Raw genomic sequence first — 18,350 nt, forward strand, 5'->3', positions numbered from 1 at the left:
TGGGAATGAAAAAGTTTTTTTCTTTTGTGTTAGTGTTATTCACTATTGGCTATGCCTCAGCACAAGATGATTTATTAAATCAATTAAATGCCGAAAAAACGGACGTAAAAGACAAAGAGAAAACCGCTTTCAAAGGGTTGCAAATTTGCAATATTCAATCTACAAAGATGACGGCAAAAGGCGAATGGTATATGGTGATTTCACACCGTTTTGGTAATTTGACTGAAGGATTAGATAACTTTTTTGGATTAGACAATGCGCTAACAAAAATTGGCGGTATCTATGGTGTTACAGACTGGTTATCGCTGGGTGCATCTAGACATACTTATAATAAAATATATGAGGTGACCGCCAAATATAAATTAGCAGACCAAATCACAAATGGTTTCCCTGTTACTATTGTGGGTTACAACACGATGGACATAAATACAGCGCTAAGTACCGATTTGTATCCTAATTTACAATTCAACAATAGATTGGCCTATTCAACACAATTGTTAGCTTCTAGAAAATTTTCGGAAGGACTTTCTTTTGAAATAGGTGGAGTTTATGTACATAAAAATCTTTATGATGATGCTCAAGAACTAAAAGATCAATATCTGGTAGCTGCTGGAGGAAGATGCAAATTATCTAAAAGATTAAGCGTAAATCTTGATTATGCCTACAAAATAAATCAATTGGAGAATGCTCCTTTGTTTCAAAATCCATTGACTTTAGGATTGGATATAGAAACAGGAGGACACGTTTTTCAGATGGTTTTCTCCAATAGCCAACCGATGAATGATGTTGCTGTTTTCACAAATGCTACTGGAAAATGGAATGGAGGAAGTTTGTATTTTGGATTTAATATGTACCGAGTTTTTTAAAAGATAAAGAAATTAATTATGAAAAAAATAAATATCGTATTGCTAATTATGATTAGTGCATTCATCGTTTCTTGTGAATCAAACACTTATACTGAAATAGCTGAAGTAACCACAAATCCAACCTATACCAAGAACATTGCTCCAATTGTAAAAGCAAATTGCCTCAGTTGTCACTCAGGAAATTCACAATTTCCAAACTTGGAAACATATGCCGAAGTAAAAGAATCAACTCAAAATGGCGACTTAATATGCAGAATAGATCAAACCCAAGCCTGTGGTAGAGTAATGCCACAAAGCGGTCCAATGTCAAAAACCTCAATAGATTTATTTTTGCTTTGGCAACAACAAGGATGTCTCAATTAATTCAAATAACTACATTATGAAAAAAAGAATTATAATAGCAATTGTTTTATTAATGGGTAATGTAATTTTTTCCCAAAAAATGATAACTCGATCAGGAGAAATTAAATTTGAAGCTTCAATGCCAGCTTTTGAAGAAATAGCAGGTACAAACAGTACCGTTTCTAGTATTCTTGACAAAACAACAGGAGATTTAGTCGCTTTGGCTTTGATAAAATCTTTCAAGTTTAAAGCTCCTTTAATGGAAGAACATTTTAACGAAAATTATATGGAATCATCCAAGTTTCCTAAAGCCACTTTTAAAGGCAAGATTGTAAATTTTGATGCTAAAAAATTATCTGCTGCAAAAACAAGCTATGATTTAGAAGGAGATTTAATGATTCACGGTGTGACCAAAAAGATCAAATCGAAAATCAACCTTACATTGAATGGAACTAAAATAATTGCAACAAGCTCAATTTTAGTTAGACCACAAGATTACAACATTGAAATTCCAAGTCTTGTAAAAGGAAAAATTGCTGAAAACGCTAAAGTCAACATCAATTTAGTCCTTGAAGCTAATTAATTAGTCAATGTAAAACTCTATCAATAATTCATTATAGAGTTTTACATTTTTGAACTATTTCTAAATAGTTCTTTTTAGAAACAACAATAAAAATAAAATGAAATGATAACAAAATTACACAACCTAGCAGGAATTGCATTTTTACTTTGCTTTTCGACAATTGTATCAGCACAAACAACTGGTACGTTGACCTTTTCTTTCAACCAACCCGTACCCACTTCTCCAGCACCAACATATACAGGATTTTGTGTAACGGCAGTTTGGATTGAAAACAGTGCAGGAACATTCATCAAAACCAAAATGCGTTATGTAGGAAGCAGCACTCAAGACCATCTACCCACTTTTGCAGTAAAAGCAGGAGGAACAGCATCGAATGCATTAGCTGCTACTGTAAATGTAACTGATGCAGCAACTGGAGCCACTCGAAAAAACACGACAACACCTACAGGTTTTGGTACAAAAAGTTTTGTATGGGATGGCAAAAACGTGGTTGGAGCAACTAATGGCACTACTGTAGCCGATGGCGTTTACAAAATTTGGATAGAAAGCACTTGGGTTGATTCAGGAGCTAATAATCATCAAGAACTTTCCAGTTATTCTTTCACAAAAGGTCCAACTTCTGCAACAACCACTGCCGTAGGAGATACTTATGTGAATACCATTGTAATGAATTGGGTTGCGACTGGACTAGGGTTTGAAGATGTTCAACACAAAGAACCTGCAGTAGTCATTTATCCTGTTCCTTCAACAGGTTTATTCAACCTTGATTTAAAAAATGATATACAAAATATTAAAGTTTATAACTTATTGGGAGAAACAGTCTATTCTGAATCTTTAAGCACTAATAATGCTGAGACCACTAAACAAATTAATCTTTCAAATTTTTCCAATGGTAATTATGTTATTAGCTTATCTAATGATAATGGTGTTTCAAATTATGAAGTTATTTTGAAAAAATAAAGAGAATTGGTTGAATTAGTTTAATTAGTAAAAAAGTACTAGTCAAAATTTGGCTGGTATTTTTTTTTATTCTCCAATTTCAGAAATAATTGCTTTAATACCTGAAGTTTCATAAACCTGATAATTCCCTTTTTCGTCAGAATAAATCAAATATGCTTGCAATTCTGGATGTTTCTTCAAAAACACTTTGGCTTTATCAAGACCCAAGACCAAAACACCCGTTGCATTGGCATCAGAAGAAATACATTCTTTGGCAAATATCGATGCACTCAACAGATTATTTTTTGTGGGATAGCCCGTTTTTGGGTCGATATGGTGCGCATATTTGACACCATCTTCAACAATAAACCGGCGATAATTTCCCGAAGTAGCAATGGCCAGATTTTCTAGTTTCACCATAGCCTTGAATGGATTTTCTGATTCCTTGTTGTCAATGGGTTTTTCAATTCCGATAGTCCAATTTTTTTCGTTGGGTTTCTTTCCTTTGGCATATACTTCGCCTCCAATTTCCACAATGTAAGCCGTTATTCCTTTTGAATTCAAGAAATCCGAAACTACGTCAACGGAATAGCCTTGGGCAAAAGCATTAAAATCCAAAGCCACTCTTGGGTCTTTTTTGACTATTTTGTTCCCTTTTAATTCAATCAATTGAAAACCCACAAATTTAAGGATGCTATCAATCTTCGATTTTTCGATTTTTTGTTTTTTTCCAGGACCAAAACCATAAGCATTGACCAGTGGGTAAACCGTTGGGTCGAAAGCGCCGTTGGTGTTTTTCCAAACTTCCTTGGCTTTTTTGAAACAAGCCGTGAAGTATTTATCGACAATTACATTTTTTTCATTAGCATTGATTCTCGAAATAATCGAATTGGGAATATAAGTCGAAACCGATAAATCAAAATCCTTTAATAGTTGAACAATTTCGGGTTGAAAATCCCTATTTTGAACATCAAAATAAGTGATATGATAGGTGGTTCCTTGTGCTTCTCCAAAAACTTTAATCGGATCTTGTTGTGAATATGTTGTATCCGAAAAGAACAATAAATAAACAATTATACAGCTAATTCTTCTCATACTTTCTGTTTTTTTAATATAGTTAAAGATAGAATTTTTAATTCTAAAGACTTAAAAAACATAATTTTATTTAAGCATTATAAAACTTTAAATCAAAATTCTTTTCTTAAGGAAAAATTAAGGTAATTAATTGATTATATGATAATTATCATAATCTATTTTGATGCTTTTTTCGAAATTTGTAAATATATAATTATAGTGCCCCAATTTTTAAATTAACAACTAACAAAAAAATTATGAAAACAAAATTACTTTCTTTAGCTGTTCTCGTTACAGTTCTACTGTTTTCCGCAAACACATTTGCTCAAACTACTGGTTCAATGACATATACTTTTACAACTGTAAAAATAGGTAGTTATACCAAGCAGGTGATGGGAGTATGGGTTGAAAATGCCACAGGTACATTTGTCAAAACAAGATTACTCTACACAACCTCTACAAAAACAGATGATCATTTTCCTATCCTAAGTGCAAAAAATGGCGCAACTGAAGCTAGTACAGCTGATACCGCTGGAATGGATGTTACTTCCGGTAATAATGTTGGAGCTATTAGTGGTGCGACTCGTTCAGCCACAACTTCCCCAGTTGCTTGGGGTGCTTATTCGGTTTCTTGGGATGGTACCAATTCTTCATCAGTAGCCGTTCCAGATGGGGTATATAAAGTTTGGGTTGAGTTGACTGCGGATGGTAATGCCTCATCCGACACTCATGATTTTATCAATACTGGGTACTCATTTACAAAAGGAGCATCTGTTTATGACACAAATATTTCAGCTCCTATTGCAAATAACACTGTTTTGAATTCAAATAGAATTGTTTGGACACCATCTGCTTTGAGTATTGACAGCGTTTACAAAACAAAAATAGCTATTTATCCAAACCCAAGTAATGGAGTATTTAATGTACAGTACAATGATATTCCTGTTAGTAAAATAGATGTAGTAAACGTTTTGGGGCAAGTAGTAAAATCAATAAAACTAGATGTTTCTCCCTCAAAAACTTTAGAAAGTATTGATATGAATGGAAATGCAAATGGACTTTATATCATTAATGTTTCTACTAATGAAACTTCATCTAGTTATAAAGTAATTTTGGATAAATAATATACACCAAAAATTTAACAAAAAAGCATCTCATAACTTTGAGATGCTTTTTTTATATACATAATTTTCAATATCAACTATAACTACATCCTTTCTGGAACATCAATTCCTAAAAGTTGAAAAGCTAACGCAATAGTTTCGGCCACCTTTTTTGAAAGTTGTACTCTAAATATTTTCTTTTGCAAATCTTCTTCTCCCAAAATAGAAACGGCTTGGTAAAACGAATTGTATTCACGAACCAAATCATAAGTGTAATTGGCAATCAAAGCGGGACTATGATTTTGAGCCGCATTTTGAATTACTTCTGGGAACAATTCGAGTTGTTTTACCAATTCTTTTTCCTTTTCGTGCAAAGCTTTTACAGTGCTTGCAGAAGTAAAATCAAAATTAGCTTTGCGAATAATCGACTGGATTCTCGCATACGTATATTGAATAAACGAACCTGTATTTCCTGCAAAATCAACCGATTCTGCTGGGTCAAAAAGAATTCGCTTTTTAGGATCAACTTTCAAAATGTAATATTTCAAAGCACCCAAACCAATGGTTTTGTACAATTTAGCTTTCTCTTCAACTGAATATTCGTCTAATTTCCCTAAATCTTCTGCAATTTTTTGAGCCGTATCGGTCATTTCTTGCATCAAATCATCAGCATCGACAACGGTTCCTTCACGAGATTTCATTTTTCCAGAAGGCAAATCGACCATTCCGTAAGACAAATGATATAGACTAGAAGCCCAATCGAAACCTAATTTTTTCAAGATTAAAAACAATACTTTGAAATGGTAATCTTGTTCGTTACCTACGGTATAAACCATTCCGCCCACGTCTGGAAAATCCTTTACGCGCTGAATGGCTGTTCCAATATCTTGGGTCATATAAACAGCAGTTCCGTCAGAACGCAAGACAATTTTTCTATCCAAACCTTCGTCAGTCAAATCAATCCAAACCGAACCGTCAGGATCTTTTTCGAAAATGCCTTTTTCTAAACCTACTTGAACGACATCTTTCCCCAACAAATAGGTATTGCTTTCGTAGTAATATTGGTCAAAATCGACTCCTAAATTTTTATAAGTGGTGGCAAAACCATCATAAACCCATTGGTTCATGGTTTTCCAAAGGGCAATTACTTTTTCATCGCCAGCTTCCCAATCCAAAAGCATTTGTTGGGCTTCGAGAATAATTGGTGCTTGTTTTTTGGCTTCGTCTTCGGTTTTTCCTTGAGCAATTAAACCATTAATTTCTTCTTTATACGCCTTATCAAAAGCTACATAATAATTCCCAACTAGTTTATCTCCTTTCAATCCTGTACTTTCTGGAGTTTCTCCGATTCCGAATTTTTGCCAAGCCAACATCGACTTGCAAATATGGATTCCCCTGTCGTTGATGATTTGGGTTTTATAAACTTTTTTACCCGATGCTTTCAAAATTTCGGCAACAGAATAGCCCAAAAGATTATTACGAACGTGTCCCAAATGCAAGGGTTTATTGGTATTTGGAGAAGAATATTCGACCATAATCGCTTTATCTTCTGGACTTGGCGTAACGAAACCGTATTTTTCTTCTTTTCTAATTTCGTTGAAAAAATTCAAATAATATTCGTCAGCAATAACGATATTCAAAAATCCTGAAACTACGTTAAACCGACTTACTTCAGCAACATTTTCGACTAAATAGTTGCCAATTTTATTCCCTAATTCTACAGGATTGCTTTTGATTACTTTTAATAATGGAAAAATTACCATTGTAATATCGCCTTCAAATTCCTTGCGTGTAGTTTGAAATTCAACTTTGTCAAGAGTAACATCAAATAAGGCTAGAATTGCTTTTTCGATAGAAGGCGTAAGAATCTGTGATAAGGTCATTTTTGTACTGATTTTTAAGGCTGCAAATATAGGGATTTCAGCCGAAAATTGATTGCCGTTTTAGTTGAAATAATTTTAATTAAATACCGTTCTATATATCAATGAAGTCTCTAAAAGAATTGAAACTAATTTACATTTTTATCTTTAAACACTTTGTTTGCTGAAAATATGTATTTCATCGATTAAATTAGTCTTTTTGTCGATAAATTTATATTTTTGTATAAAATAAATCTCTAATGAAAAAAATCCTTTTTTTATCATTTTCATTGTTTTGGATAGGATGCTTTTCGCAGGCAATAAAGGTTGATACTAATACATTTACTGTTCCACAATTAGTTACCGATGTTTTAGTTAATAAAGCCTGTGTTCCTGTAAACAACATCACTTGGCGAACAGGTAATACTAATGGATTTGGCTCTTCGAACGGAATTGGTTATTTTACAAATACAAATCCTAATTTTCCATTGACTAGTGGGGTTATTCTGAGTACTGGAAACGTAGCAAACTCATCTGGGCCAAATTCAAGCCAACTCAATGATGGAAATGCCGTTTGGACAGGTGATACTGATTTAGAAGCAGCACTTTTGGCTGACGGAATTACAATGAATTCGACAAATGCGACCGTTTTAGAATTTGATTTTGTCCCATTTTCCTCCAATTTTGACTTTCAATTTTTATTTGCATCGGAAGAGTATGGTAATTTTCAGTGTCAGTTTTCAGACGCATTTGCCTTTTTATTAACCAATAAATCTACTGGTGTAACAACAAATCTTGCGGTTGTTCCTATTACAAATGAACCGATTTCAGTAGTTACAATTCGAAATTCACTATACAATTCTTCTTGTACATCTGAAAATCCTGCCTATTTTGGAGCTTTTAACGGAGGGTCAAATGCTGCTAGTTCGGCAATTAATTTTAATGGTCAAACTGTCGCTATGAATGCTACATCCAACAGTTTAATTCCAAACACTCCGTATCACATTAAACTTGTAATTGCCGATAGACAAGACAATCAATCGGATTCGGCCATTTTTTTGGGTGCCAACAGTTTCAATGTGGGACAAGACGTTTTAGGTCCCGATTTGACCATTACCAGCAATACCGCAATTTGTGACAATGGTTCTCAAGTACTTAGTTCTGGATTGAATCCTGCGATTTATTCTTTTGCTTGGACGTATAACGGAAACCCAATTGGAGGAAATACACCCGACCTTACTGTAACACAACCCGGAGTTTACGGACTTACTTATACCATTATTGCAACGTCCTGTCCTGTAACTACTGATTATATAAACGTAGAATTTTATAATCCAATTACAACTCCAAACCCTGTAGATTTATACAAATGCAATTCCGGATTAGCCAGTTTCACCTTTGATTTATCCTATAATACTCCAATTGTAACGATTCCAGGAACGCAAATAAGCTATCATTCTTCTTTGTCAGATGCCAATTCAAACAGCAATCCGTTACCGAATAATTATGCGGTGGCTGCTGGAAATTTTCCTGCTACAATTTGGATAAGAATTGAGAACACAACAACCAAATGTTTTACAACTAAATCATTTCAATTACTCCTTACCAATGCCCCAATTGCAAACAAACCCTCAGATCTAAGCTTGTGTGAAACTGCTCCGGGAACCAATACAGCCAATTTTGACATTGACACTCAAACTTCTACAATTTTAGGAGGACAAGCCGCAGCAGTTTACTCTGTTAGCTTTTATTCTAATCCCGCTGATGCTAATGCAGGAACTAATCCCATAAATCCTACTATTCTTTACACATCAGGGAACACAACCTTATATGCACGAGTTCAACTACTAACCGATTCTAGTTGTTATTCAGTAACTAATTTTAATCTTACGGTTGTTCCAAGACCTATTCTAGACCAAAAAGCCAATCAAAACGTTTGTACGAGCTATACCTTGCCTCCTCTTATTAATCCCGGAAACTATTATTCAGGATCCAATCAAGGTTTGCCCATACTCAATGCTGGTGATGTTATCTCAACCGACCAAACCATATATATTTATAGTACCACTGCTGGAACTCCAAGTTGTCCTATTGAAAGTAGTTTCAACGTAAAAATAGTTACACCTACAGAAATAAAACCTACAGATGTAATTGCTTGCGACCAATATATAGTACCCGCTTCAGGTTTTGGGCTTCGCTATTTTTCACGTCCTGGAGGACCAACTGGTGGCGGAACCGAAATTATGGGAGGATCAATTATAACAACACCCGGAACTACTACTATTTACACCTATTTTTCATCAACCGATCTTGTCAATCCGTGTATCCTTGAAAGCCAATTTAATATAACTATTAACATCACCCCAACCATAGTACCAATAGCCAATGTTTTTGATTGTGTTTCCTATAATTTACCTCCTCTGGCTGTTGGAAATTATTATACTTTTGATGCATTAACTGGAATTTATACTCCAGCGGTTTCTCCAATTACCACAACTACAACACTATATGTTTTTGCAACTAATAATGGCTGTAGAACACCCGATACTATTTTCACCGTTTACATAAACACTCTTGGAATTGCAGATGAAGTCCACTGTGTTTCCTATAATCTCCCTCCAGCACCTATTGGAGAATATCGTGATGCTCCAAATGGTGGCGGAAATATTATTTTGCCGGGAATAATTTCACAAACGACTAGGGTTTATTCTTACGTTCCCGGAGCTGGAACACCCAATTGTACAGACGATGATTTTTTTACAATTACCATAAATGCTCCGTTTCTAAGCACTCCAACAGATGTAACTAGCTGTGAAAGTTTCTTGTTGCCTATTCAAGTCGATGGTGGCGAATATTATACTTTACCCGGTGGCCCAACAACTGCTGGAAACGTAAACTTGATTCCAAATGCCGATACAATAACCACTACTACAACTGTTTATATTTACAAACCATCAACAACAGTGATAGGTTGTTACAATGAAAAACCTTGGTTGATTACCATCAATCAAAAACCAATAATCGATTCGAGAGCCAATGTAGAACAATGTGATGTTTATGTGTTAACACCGCTTTCAAACGGAAATTATTATGATGATCCCAATGGAGTAAACCCTCTTGCGGCAGGAACTTCTATCAACACCAACAACCGAATTTACATCTATGCAGCTCATCCAAATGACCCAAGTTGTTTCAGCGAAAACTTTTTCGACATTTCTATAAATGGAGTTGAAGCCGATCCTATTCCAACTCAATTATCGTATTGTGATAGTTTCACTTTTCCGCCTTTACCAACACCCAATAATTTTTATTATGATGCTCCTGGAGGACCTTTGGGTGGTGGAAATATAATTCCTTTTGGCACTGTTGTTACCCCTGCAACTGTATTACCCACTTATTACATTTATTATGAAACTGGAAATAGGTTGAATTGTAGCGATGAAAATCCGTTTAGTCTTACCATCGTTCCTAAACCCGTTGCAAATCCTGTAAATCCATTAGAAACCTGTGATACATTTGGTGCAAATGACGGTATTTTCGAATTCGATTTGACTAATTTATCCATTCGAAATCAAGTCTTAAACGGGCAATCTCCTGACACTAATTTTACACTCACCTTTTATACTTCTTTGGCTGCAGCCAATGATATAAATGCAGTTCCAATTGCCAATCCTGCTACTTACCAAAACGACAATCCATTTACGGATAGCGTTTGGATTCGAGTGGCCAACAATATCGTAACAGCTTCTTGTATTGACGTTGTCGAATTAAAATTGATAGTGAATCCGTTACCCAATCCACAATTAGATGCAGAATATTTCATTTGTGAAGATTATCAAACGGGTACATTATTGAATCCAGCCACTTTAAATACTGGAATATTGGCTACCAATAATTTGTTTGAATGGACATTGGATGGAAATCCTTATGGAGGCAACACCGCTTCGATTACAACAAGTCAGATAGGGAATTACACTGTAAAAGTAACCAACATCATTACAAATTGTGTAAATACCGCTGCAACTAAAGTCTCTAAATATGCGCCTTATCTTGAAATTACCTATAGTGATGCTTTCGAAAACCCCACTTTTATTACAGTGACTGTTTTAGGTGCTGGTTCTGGAAATTACGAATACAAACTAGATGATTTTCCGTATCAAGACAGCAATCAATATAATAATATAAAACCTGGAGATCATATTATTGCTGTAAGAGATAAAAACGGACATTGTAATCCAGCCCCAATCAACGCAGTAATCATCAATTATCCCAAATTTTTCACTCCAAACGGTGATGGGTATAATGAAACTTGGAATATTCCCCATTTGTTGTCAACGAATCCAAATGCGCCCATATTCATTTTTGACCGTTACGGAAAATTACTCAAGGAAATAACGCCTGCAACTGCGGGCTGGAACGGAATGTACAATGGACAACCATTGCCCTCTACCGATTATTGGTTTACGGTAGATTATGACGAGAAAGGAACTTCAAAAGTCTTCAAATCGCATTTTACTTTGAAACGATAACAATGAATTAAGCTTGTTATTTTGGCTAACAAACTAAACCAAAAATAAACCGCAAATTCGCAAATTAAACAGACTGGATCTGCATAAATAATTTGCGAATTTGCGGTAAATTAAAACAATTAACTACCACCTAATAATCACGCTTCCCCAAGTGAATCCGCTACCAAAAGCGGCCAAAACCACCAAATCTCCCGATTTGATTTTTCCTTGTTCCCAAGCTTCGGTCAAGGCAATCGGAATAGATGCTGCGGTAGTATTTCCGTATTTTTGGACGTTATTGTACACTTGGTCATCAGTCAATCTGAATTTCTTTTGAATGAATTGCGAAATCCTCAAATTCGCTTGATGCGGAATCAATAAATTGATATCGGAAACCTGCAAATTATTGGCTTCCAAACCTTCATTAATCACTTCAGCAAAACGAACTACGGCATTTTTGAACACAAATTGCCCGTTCATATACGGAAAATAACTTTCGTCATCAGGATTATTGTCTGCCAAAATATCCGTAACCCAACGACCGCCCATTCCCGGAGCTTTTAATACTAATTCCTCAGCGTGCCCCCCTTCTGAATGCAAATGCGTTGATAAAATTCCTTTGGTTTCGTCTTCTTCTCGACTCAAAACGGCTGCTCCTGCCCCATCGCCAAAAATCACCGAAACCCCACGACCTCGTGTTGTCATATCCAATCCTGAGGATTGCACTTCAGAACCAATAACCAAAATATTCTTGTACATTCCAGTTTTGATGTATTGATCAGCCACCGAAATAGCATACACAAAACCCGAACATTGACAGCGAACATCCAAAGCGCCAACGGTTTTCAAGCCCAAATCACGTTGCACCAAAACGCCTGGTCCAGGAAAATAATAATCCGGACTCAAAGTGGCAAAAACTATAAAATCGATATCTTCTTTGGCAATTCCAGAGCGTTCAATGGCGATTTTGGCTGCTTTTACTCCCATTGTTGTGGTGGTATCTTCTCCAGAAATGATGTGTCTTCGTTCCTGAATCCCGGTTCGTTCCTGAATCCATTCGTCGTTGGTATCTATAATTTTCGACAAATCGTTATTGGTGACCACATTTTCTGGAACATAAAATCCCAATCCCGCTATTTTTGAATGATACATATTTTATTATTTTTATTTAAACTGATAGTTCTTCAAAATCAAGTCTAATATAATAATTATTTTTATAATGAACGTTTTAAAACTTACTTTTGACGAAATGAAAAAAGCAATTTTATTTTTCTTTCTGTTCTGCATAACTTCAATCTACAGTCAAATTTCGGGTTGTATGGATTCAAGTGCCAAAAATTATAATCCAAATGCAACTATTGATAACGGAAGTTGTCGTTACAATTCTACCAAAACAAAACCTGAAACTTCAATAAAACTCAGTGATAGCTTAGTAGAAACTTCGGGTTTGATTGCTTTCGACCATTTATTATGGACACACAATGACGACCACGACACCACCATTTACGGATTGGATGCCAATGGAAAAATCCAAAATAAAATCAAACTCGAAAAAGTAAAAAATAATGATTGGGAAGAGATTTCGCAGGACGAAAACTATATTTACATAGGCGATTTTGGCAACAATTATCAAGGCAATCGAAGAAATTTACATATTCTTAGAATCGAAAAAAACTCTTTTTTATCGAATAAACCTCAAATAGATTCTATTTCATTTTCCTATTCCAATCAAACGGATTTTAGCGTTCAAAAACAAAACACGACTGACTTTGATTGCGAAGCTTTTGTGGTTTCGCAAGACAGTATATATTTGTTTACCAAACAATGGAGCCAAAACAAATCGAGCATTTATGTACTTCCAAAAATCCCTGGAAACCACATCGCCCAATTAAAAGAAACCTTGAATATTGATGGTTTAATTACTGGTGCAACCTTATTAACTTCTGGAAAAAGAATTGTGCTTTGTGGATATTCAAAAACACTCCAGCCGTTTTTATATCTTTTATACGATTATAAAAACAATGATTTTTCGACTGGAAACCAGCGAAAAATAAAGCTTTCCCTGCCATTTCACCAAATAGAAGGTATCGCTACTTTTAATGAAAAAATCTTCTATTTAACCAATGAATCCTTTGTTAGAAAACCCATTATCAATACGCCTCAACAAATGCATACGGTAGATTTGAGTTTGTATTTGAAGGATTGAAAAGAGTTAATTTTACCACAAATTACACAAATTCTCACAAATTATTTTTTGACCAATTTGTGAAATAGTACGTAATATAAAATTTGTGGTAATTTGTGTAATTTGTGGCTTTCTTTAATTCAATAAACAATTCGCTTTTAGTCTTATAATAGCTTACTTTTGCCAAAAAATTAGCCTTGTGAATTACCTATCAGTCGAAAATATCTCAAAATCTTTTGGAGAGCGCACGCTTTTTAAAGACATATCCTTCGGAATCAACAAAGACCAAAAAATTGCCTTTATAGCCAAAAACGGTTCGGGAAAAACCACCATTATGAACATCATCAATGGTTTTGACGAACCCGATACGGGACAAGTTGTGCTTCGCAAAAGCATTCGAATGGCTTTTCTTTCGCAAGACAATAATTTGCAAGACGAACTGACGATTGAGGAAAGTATTTTTGCTTCGGACAATGAGACTTTGAAGGTGATTGAAGCCTATGAAAAAGCATTGGAAAACCCAGAAGACGAAGAAGCCTACCAAAAAGCTTTCGACGGAATGGACCAACACAATGCTTGGGATTTTGAAACCCAATACAAACAAATTTTGTTCAAATTGAAGTTGGAAGACTTCAAACTGAAAGTCAAAAATCTTTCGGGTGGACAAAAAAAACGTTTGTCATTGGCCATCATTTTGATTAACCGTCCCGACTTATTAATTCTGGATGAGCCCACGAATCACCTGGATTTGGAGATGATCGAATGGTTGGAAAGTTATTTTGCCAAAGAAAATATCACACTGTTTATGGTGACGCACGACCGTTTCTTTTTGGAGCGTGTTTGCAACGAAATCATCGAATTGGACAACGGAAAAATATACCAATACAAAGGAAATTATTCTTATTATTTAGAGAAAAAAGAAGAGCGCATTGCCTCCGAAAATGCTAGTGTGGACAAAGCTCAAAACCTATTCGTGAAAGAACTAGAATGGATGCGCCGTCAGCCGAAAGCGAGAACGACCAAATCGAAATCGCGTCAGGATGATTTTTATGTGATTAAGGAAAAAGCGCAAAGTCGCCGAAAAGAAAACAAGGTCGAGCTCGAAATCAATATGGAACGAATGGGAAGCAAGATTATCGAACTTCACAAGATTTCCAAGAAATTCAAGGATCACGTGATTTTGGACAACTTCAGTTTCGATTTTCAGCGTGGCGAACGCATCGGAATTATTGGAAAAAATGGAACCGGAAAATCGACTTTCTTGAATTTATTGACCGGAACTATTCCTTTAGATTCGGGAAAAGTAGTCGTTGGCGAAACCATCAAAATTGGCTATTACACCCAAAGCGGAATCAACCCAAAACCGGGACAACGCGTGATTGACGTCATCAAGGAATACGGGGAATTTATTCCGTTGACCAAAGGGCGATTGATTTCGGCTTCGCAATTGTTGGAGCGTTTTCTTTTCGACTCCAAAAAACAATACGATTATGTCGAAAAACTGAGCGGTGGCGAGCTGAAACGTTTGTATTTGTGTACCGTTTTGATCCAAAACCCCAACTTCCTGATTCTGGATGAGCCCACCAATGACTTGGATATTGTAACCCTAAATGTCTTGGAAAGTTTCTTGATGGATTATCCGGGTTGTTTGCTTGTGGTGTCGCACGACCGTTACTTTATGGACAAAATCGTGGATCAATTATTTGTTTTTAGAGGTCAGGGCGAGATTGAAACTTTCCCGGGGAATTACTCCGATTTCAGATCTTACGAAGACAGTGCCGACGTTGCCCAAAAAGAAGACAACAAAGCCGAAAAGAAAGACTGGAAACAAAACAATCCTACAGGAAACCTGACGTTCAACGAGCAAAAAGAATACCAAAAAATCGAGCGTGAAATCAAAGATTTGGAAATTGAAAAAGCCAAAATCGAACAACTATTTTCCGAAGGAAAAGTAGCCGATGCTGATATTGAAAAGAAAGCAAAAGAACTGGAAAACATCATTAAAAAATTAGAAGAAAAAGAAGAACGATGGTTTGAGCTTTCTGCTAAAATAGAAGGGTAGAACCTGCTATTTGTCATTTCTGATAAAACAAAAACCCCAACACTTTTAGCGGTAAAGCTGAAAATGTTGGGGTTGTTTTTTTAAATAAAAACCTATCGATGATTTGTAGGAAAAAAATTTATATATTTGAAGTGTAATACGCTACTCAAAAGCGATAATCTACCCGACCTTGGGTATATAGTCGTTACTTTATAGCTAGAATATACAAGTTAGCAGATAGCTTGAGTGACGAGAATGAAAAGCAAAAAATTAATTGATGAAAAAAATACGAGGAAATAAAAGAAGAATAAAAAAAATTGAAAATTGGAGAATTAATAATCTAAAAATTGATTTAGATTATCCAGAAAAAACTAATAAAGATTATGTAAAAATTAGAATTTTCCCTTGGAATCCAGTTGCAATGTCTATTCATAATTACCCAAATCCAAAAGGGAAAATCCGAAAGAAAATTATTGAATCGTTTTTTGATATTTATGAAAGTTGGAACATTCAACTAAAAGAACTTGGAAAACCATTTTACTTAAAAATTTGGTTATTTGAACCAAATATTTATGACTCACAAGTAGTTTGTGCAATAAATGATAAAATTGAATATTACGAAAATATTTTTTACAAACCAAAAATAGAAAAAAATATCGCGAAATCACATTTTGAGAAAATTTCAAACAGATTGAATAACTTCAATTGGAGTTATAGTATTGAAGAATATCCAATTTTTGAAAACGAATATTTACGTGAAAATTTCACTTCAGAAAAAGATTATTTAGAAGAACAAAAATGTTTAAAACGCGAATTGAAAAAACCTTACAGAGAAATTAACCAAGTAAGAGAAGGAATTAAAGAAAAATTATTTTTAATAAAAGGAAGCGAAGTTTGGCTTGGAGAAAAATAAAAGCCTAGTCAAAGCCCTATATAGTGCATGAAATTAGGTAATACTTATGTTTTTTATAATCAAAAACTTATAAAAATTTCATTCTGAATAATCCCCCAAGCTAGCGCAAGCGTCACGCTTGTGCCTACAAACAAAGCCAACAAACAAATTAAACTTTATGAATAAAACTATTTTTATCCTTACAATTGGCATATTGACAATGCTAACTTCTTGCGGAAAGTCTGACCCAAATAAGACTGTTGACGAAGGAAAAGTTGAAAAAAACACTTACACAAGTGCGGAAATTGGATGGACAATTGAAATTCCTAAAGGTTGGACAGTCATTGATAAAGAAAAAAAGCAAGCAGCAAATGAAAAGGGATTAAAAGCCATAGAAGAAACTATTGAAAGTAAAGTTGATTATAGTGGACTTAAAAATTTGATTGGTTTTCAAAAAAATCAATTCAACATTTTTCAATCTACTTCGGAACCATTTGAACTGGAATATGAAGGAGAATGGGAAGAAAACAATAGCAAATTGAAAGAAATATTGTTTGCTACATACAAAAATCAAGGAATAAAAGCGGACTCCTCTGCCACATCAATTGAAAAGATTGACGGTTTAGATTTTTATACTTTCTCATTCACAATTTACAGTCCAAAAGGAGCAGTTATTTTGAAACAGTTATTGTACAGCCGACTCATAAATGGCTATGCCTTTAGTGCAAATCTAAATTACAATAACGACAAAGATAGAGACGAATTATTAAGAGTGTTTAGAAACTCAAAATTCAAGATAAAATAAATTATATATCAACCAAGCTGTACAAAATCACAGCTGGCGCAAGTGTCACGCTTGTGCCCACAAACAAATTCAACAAACATCTATTAAACTACAATAGTTCCAAACAATTGTCATTTCAAATAAAAAAAACTACTTTTGATACTATCAAATGATACTATCAATGAAACCGCCTTACGATATTAGTCCCAAAATATTAAAATTGATTACTGCCATTTCTGAAAAGATTGGAGAAGTAAACGCCAATTATCTCACGAAACAATCGCCTCAATTAAGAAAACAAAACCGAATCAAAACCATTCATTCGTCTTTGCAAATTGAGGGAAATACGCTGACCGAGGAACAAATTACCGCTTTAATAGAAAACAAAAGAGTAATTGGTCCTGAAAAAGAAGTATTGGAAGTATTAAACGCCATTCGAGTTTATGAAAAATTGGAAGATTATAAATTGGATTCGGATAAAAGTTTCTTGAAAGCGCATCTTGAATTGATGCAAGGTTTAATCGAAAGTGCGGGTAAATACCGGAAGCAAGGTGTTGGCATAATGAAAGGGTCGAAAGTGGAACACGTTGCGCCTCCTTATGAAAATGTTCCGTATTTGATGAAAGACTTATTCGAATATGTGAAAGATTCCGAGGAACTGACTTTAATAAAAAGCTGCGTTTTTCATTATGAAATGGAATTCATTCATCCTTTTCTGGACGGAAACGGCAGAATGGGAAGATTGTGGCAGACTTTAATTTTAATGTCCGAATACCCCGTTTTTGAGTTTTTGCCTTTTGAAACCCTGATTAGCCAAACACAAAATGAATATTACCAAGCCTTGGCAATGAGCGACAAATCAGGAAAATCAACTTTCTTTATAGAATATATGCTTCAGGTAATTGATAAATCGTTGGGCAATTTACTGAATTACAACAACAGGGTTTTGAAAGACATTGACAGACTGGACTATTTCTTGAAACTAGGCATTAAAGAATTTACTCGAAAAGATTATATGAATACTTTCAAGGATTTATCATCGGCTACAGCCAGTAGAGATTTAAAAAAAGGAGTAGAATTACAACTTTTTGAAAGTTCTGGAACTCAAAACAAAACACAATATAGTGTAAAATAAAGTCCTTCGAAAACCTTGTTCCCAAGTCAAAAAAACTGC

14 protein-coding genes are annotated in these 18,350 nt (G+C 34.8%); 11 read left to right on the forward strand and 3 right to left on the reverse strand.

Translation table 11 applies throughout. The annotated features are described in order from the left end of the window. Positions 1-5 precede the first annotated feature (5 nt). From C3L50_RS03625 to C3L50_RS03640, 4 genes are all read left to right on the forward strand, one after another. Positions 6-866 carry a DUF5777 family beta-barrel protein gene (locus C3L50_RS03625; RefSeq protein ID WP_103805115.1) on the forward strand — a complete coding sequence of 287 codons (861 nt, stop codon included), beginning with the start codon at positions 6-8 and terminating at the stop codon, positions 864-866. Positions 867-884: 18 nt separating this feature from the next. Then, positions 885-1,229, forward strand: a complete 345-nt coding sequence (locus C3L50_RS03630; RefSeq protein WP_103804785.1) for a hypothetical protein — start codon at positions 885-887, stop codon at positions 1,227-1,229. A 16-nt stretch (positions 1,230-1,245) separates the two neighbouring features. Continuing rightward, a complete protein-coding gene (locus C3L50_RS03635) occupies positions 1,246-1,791 on the forward strand; it encodes a YceI family protein (protein WP_103804786.1) in 546 nt (181 codons plus the stop codon). A 102-nt stretch (positions 1,792-1,893) separates the two neighbouring features. Then, positions 1,894-2,751 (forward strand): T9SS type A sorting domain-containing protein, encoded by an 858-nt coding sequence (locus C3L50_RS03640; RefSeq protein ID WP_103804787.1) that lies wholly within the window; start codon positions 1,894-1,896, stop codon positions 2,749-2,751. Positions 2,752-2,817: 66 nt separating this feature from the next. Here C3L50_RS03640 and C3L50_RS03645 read toward each other — a convergent pair whose 3' ends face one another. Further along, positions 2,818-3,825, reverse strand: a complete 1,008-nt coding sequence (locus C3L50_RS03645) for an FAD:protein FMN transferase (protein WP_103804788.1) — start codon at positions 3,823-3,825, stop codon at positions 2,818-2,820. 236 nt (positions 3,826-4,061) lie between these two features. On the opposite strand from C3L50_RS03645, the gene C3L50_RS03650 reads away from it, so the two are divergent. Next, positions 4,062-4,928 carry a T9SS type A sorting domain-containing protein gene (locus tag C3L50_RS03650; RefSeq protein ID WP_103804789.1) on the forward strand — a complete coding sequence of 289 codons (867 nt, stop codon included), beginning with the start codon at positions 4,062-4,064 and terminating at the stop codon, positions 4,926-4,928. Positions 4,929-5,011: 83 nt separating this feature from the next. Here C3L50_RS03650 and argS read toward each other — a convergent pair whose 3' ends face one another. Further along, the gene (argS, locus tag C3L50_RS03655; RefSeq protein WP_103804790.1) at positions 5,012-6,790 is read right to left on the reverse strand and encodes an arginine--tRNA ligase; all 1,779 of its coding nucleotides are present in this window, start codon (positions 6,788-6,790) and stop codon (positions 5,012-5,014) included. A gap of 236 nt (positions 6,791-7,026) precedes the next feature. On the opposite strand from argS, the gene C3L50_RS03660 reads away from it, so the two are divergent. Beyond that, on the forward strand, positions 7,027-11,295 hold the full coding sequence (locus C3L50_RS03660) for a T9SS type B sorting domain-containing protein (protein WP_103804791.1): 4,269 nt from the start codon (positions 7,027-7,029) through the stop codon (positions 11,293-11,295). A gap of 123 nt (positions 11,296-11,418) precedes the next feature. Here C3L50_RS03660 and C3L50_RS03665 read toward each other — a convergent pair whose 3' ends face one another. Then, a complete protein-coding gene (locus tag C3L50_RS03665) occupies positions 11,419-12,426 on the reverse strand; it encodes a 3-oxoacyl-ACP synthase III family protein (protein ID WP_103804792.1) in 1,008 nt (335 codons plus the stop codon). A 67-nt stretch (positions 12,427-12,493) separates the two neighbouring features. Here C3L50_RS03665 and C3L50_RS03670 point away from each other — a divergent pair, with 67 nt between their 5' ends. From C3L50_RS03670 to C3L50_RS03690, 5 genes are all read left to right on the forward strand, one after another. Continuing rightward, positions 12,494-13,480 carry a T9SS C-terminal target domain-containing protein gene (locus tag C3L50_RS03670; protein WP_243400331.1) on the forward strand — a complete coding sequence of 329 codons (987 nt, stop codon included), beginning with the start codon at positions 12,494-12,496 and terminating at the stop codon, positions 13,478-13,480. 178 nt (positions 13,481-13,658) lie between these two features. Next, positions 13,659-15,521, forward strand: a complete 1,863-nt coding sequence (locus C3L50_RS03675; protein ID WP_103804793.1) for an ABC-F family ATP-binding cassette domain-containing protein — start codon at positions 13,659-13,661, stop codon at positions 15,519-15,521. A gap of 256 nt (positions 15,522-15,777) precedes the next feature. Further along, positions 15,778-16,413, forward strand: a complete 636-nt coding sequence (locus C3L50_RS03680) for a hypothetical protein (protein ID WP_103804794.1) — start codon at positions 15,778-15,780, stop codon at positions 16,411-16,413. Between the two features lie 157 nt (positions 16,414-16,570). Continuing rightward, positions 16,571-17,197, forward strand: a complete 627-nt coding sequence (locus C3L50_RS03685) for a hypothetical protein (RefSeq protein WP_133158844.1) — start codon at positions 16,571-16,573, stop codon at positions 17,195-17,197. Positions 17,198-17,357: 160 nt separating this feature from the next. After that, positions 17,358-18,311: a Fic family protein gene (locus C3L50_RS03690; protein ID WP_103804796.1), complete on the forward strand. Its 954-nt coding sequence runs from the start codon at positions 17,358-17,360 to the stop codon at positions 18,309-18,311. Positions 18,312-18,350: the final 39 nt, after the last annotated feature.

Source organism: Flavobacterium alvei, assembly GCF_002920895.1.
In the GTDB taxonomy this organism is placed as follows: domain Bacteria; phylum Bacteroidota; class Bacteroidia; order Flavobacteriales; family Flavobacteriaceae; genus Flavobacterium; species Flavobacterium alvei.

What these genes read in the sequence shown, in the direction of transcription:
- C3L50_RS03625 (WP_103805115.1), top strand. Translation starts at nt 6, where the DNA reads ATGAAAAAGTTTTTTTCTTTTGTGTTAGTGTTATTCACTATTGGCTAT.
- C3L50_RS03630 (WP_103804785.1), top strand. Translation starts at nt 885, where the DNA reads ATGAAAAAAATAAATATCGTATTGCTAATTATGATTAGTGCATTCATC.
- C3L50_RS03635 (WP_103804786.1), top strand. Translation starts at nt 1,246, where the DNA reads ATGAAAAAAAGAATTATAATAGCAATTGTTTTATTAATGGGTAATGTA.
- C3L50_RS03640 (WP_103804787.1), top strand. Translation starts at nt 1,894, where the DNA reads ATGATAACAAAATTACACAACCTAGCAGGAATTGCATTTTTACTTTGC.
- C3L50_RS03645 (WP_103804788.1), bottom strand. Translation starts at nt 3,825, where the DNA reads ATGAGAAGAATTAGCTGTATAATTGTTTATTTATTGTTCTTTTCGGAT.
- C3L50_RS03650 (WP_103804789.1), top strand. Translation starts at nt 4,062, where the DNA reads ATGAAAACAAAATTACTTTCTTTAGCTGTTCTCGTTACAGTTCTACTG.
- argS (WP_103804790.1), bottom strand. Translation starts at nt 6,790, where the DNA reads ATGACCTTATCACAGATTCTTACGCCTTCTATCGAAAAAGCAATTCTA.
- C3L50_RS03660 (WP_103804791.1), top strand. Translation starts at nt 7,027, where the DNA reads ATGAAAAAAATCCTTTTTTTATCATTTTCATTGTTTTGGATAGGATGC.
- C3L50_RS03665 (WP_103804792.1), bottom strand. Translation starts at nt 12,426, where the DNA reads ATGTATCATTCAAAAATAGCGGGATTGGGATTTTATGTTCCAGAAAAT.
- C3L50_RS03670 (WP_243400331.1), top strand. Translation starts at nt 12,494, where the DNA reads ATGAACGTTTTAAAACTTACTTTTGACGAAATGAAAAAAGCAATTTTA.
- C3L50_RS03680 (WP_103804794.1), top strand. Translation starts at nt 15,778, where the DNA reads ATGAAAAAAATACGAGGAAATAAAAGAAGAATAAAAAAAATTGAAAAT.
- C3L50_RS03685 (WP_133158844.1), top strand. Translation starts at nt 16,571, where the DNA reads ATGAATAAAACTATTTTTATCCTTACAATTGGCATATTGACAATGCTA.
- C3L50_RS03690 (WP_103804796.1), top strand. Translation starts at nt 17,358, where the DNA reads ATGAAACCGCCTTACGATATTAGTCCCAAAATATTAAAATTGATTACT.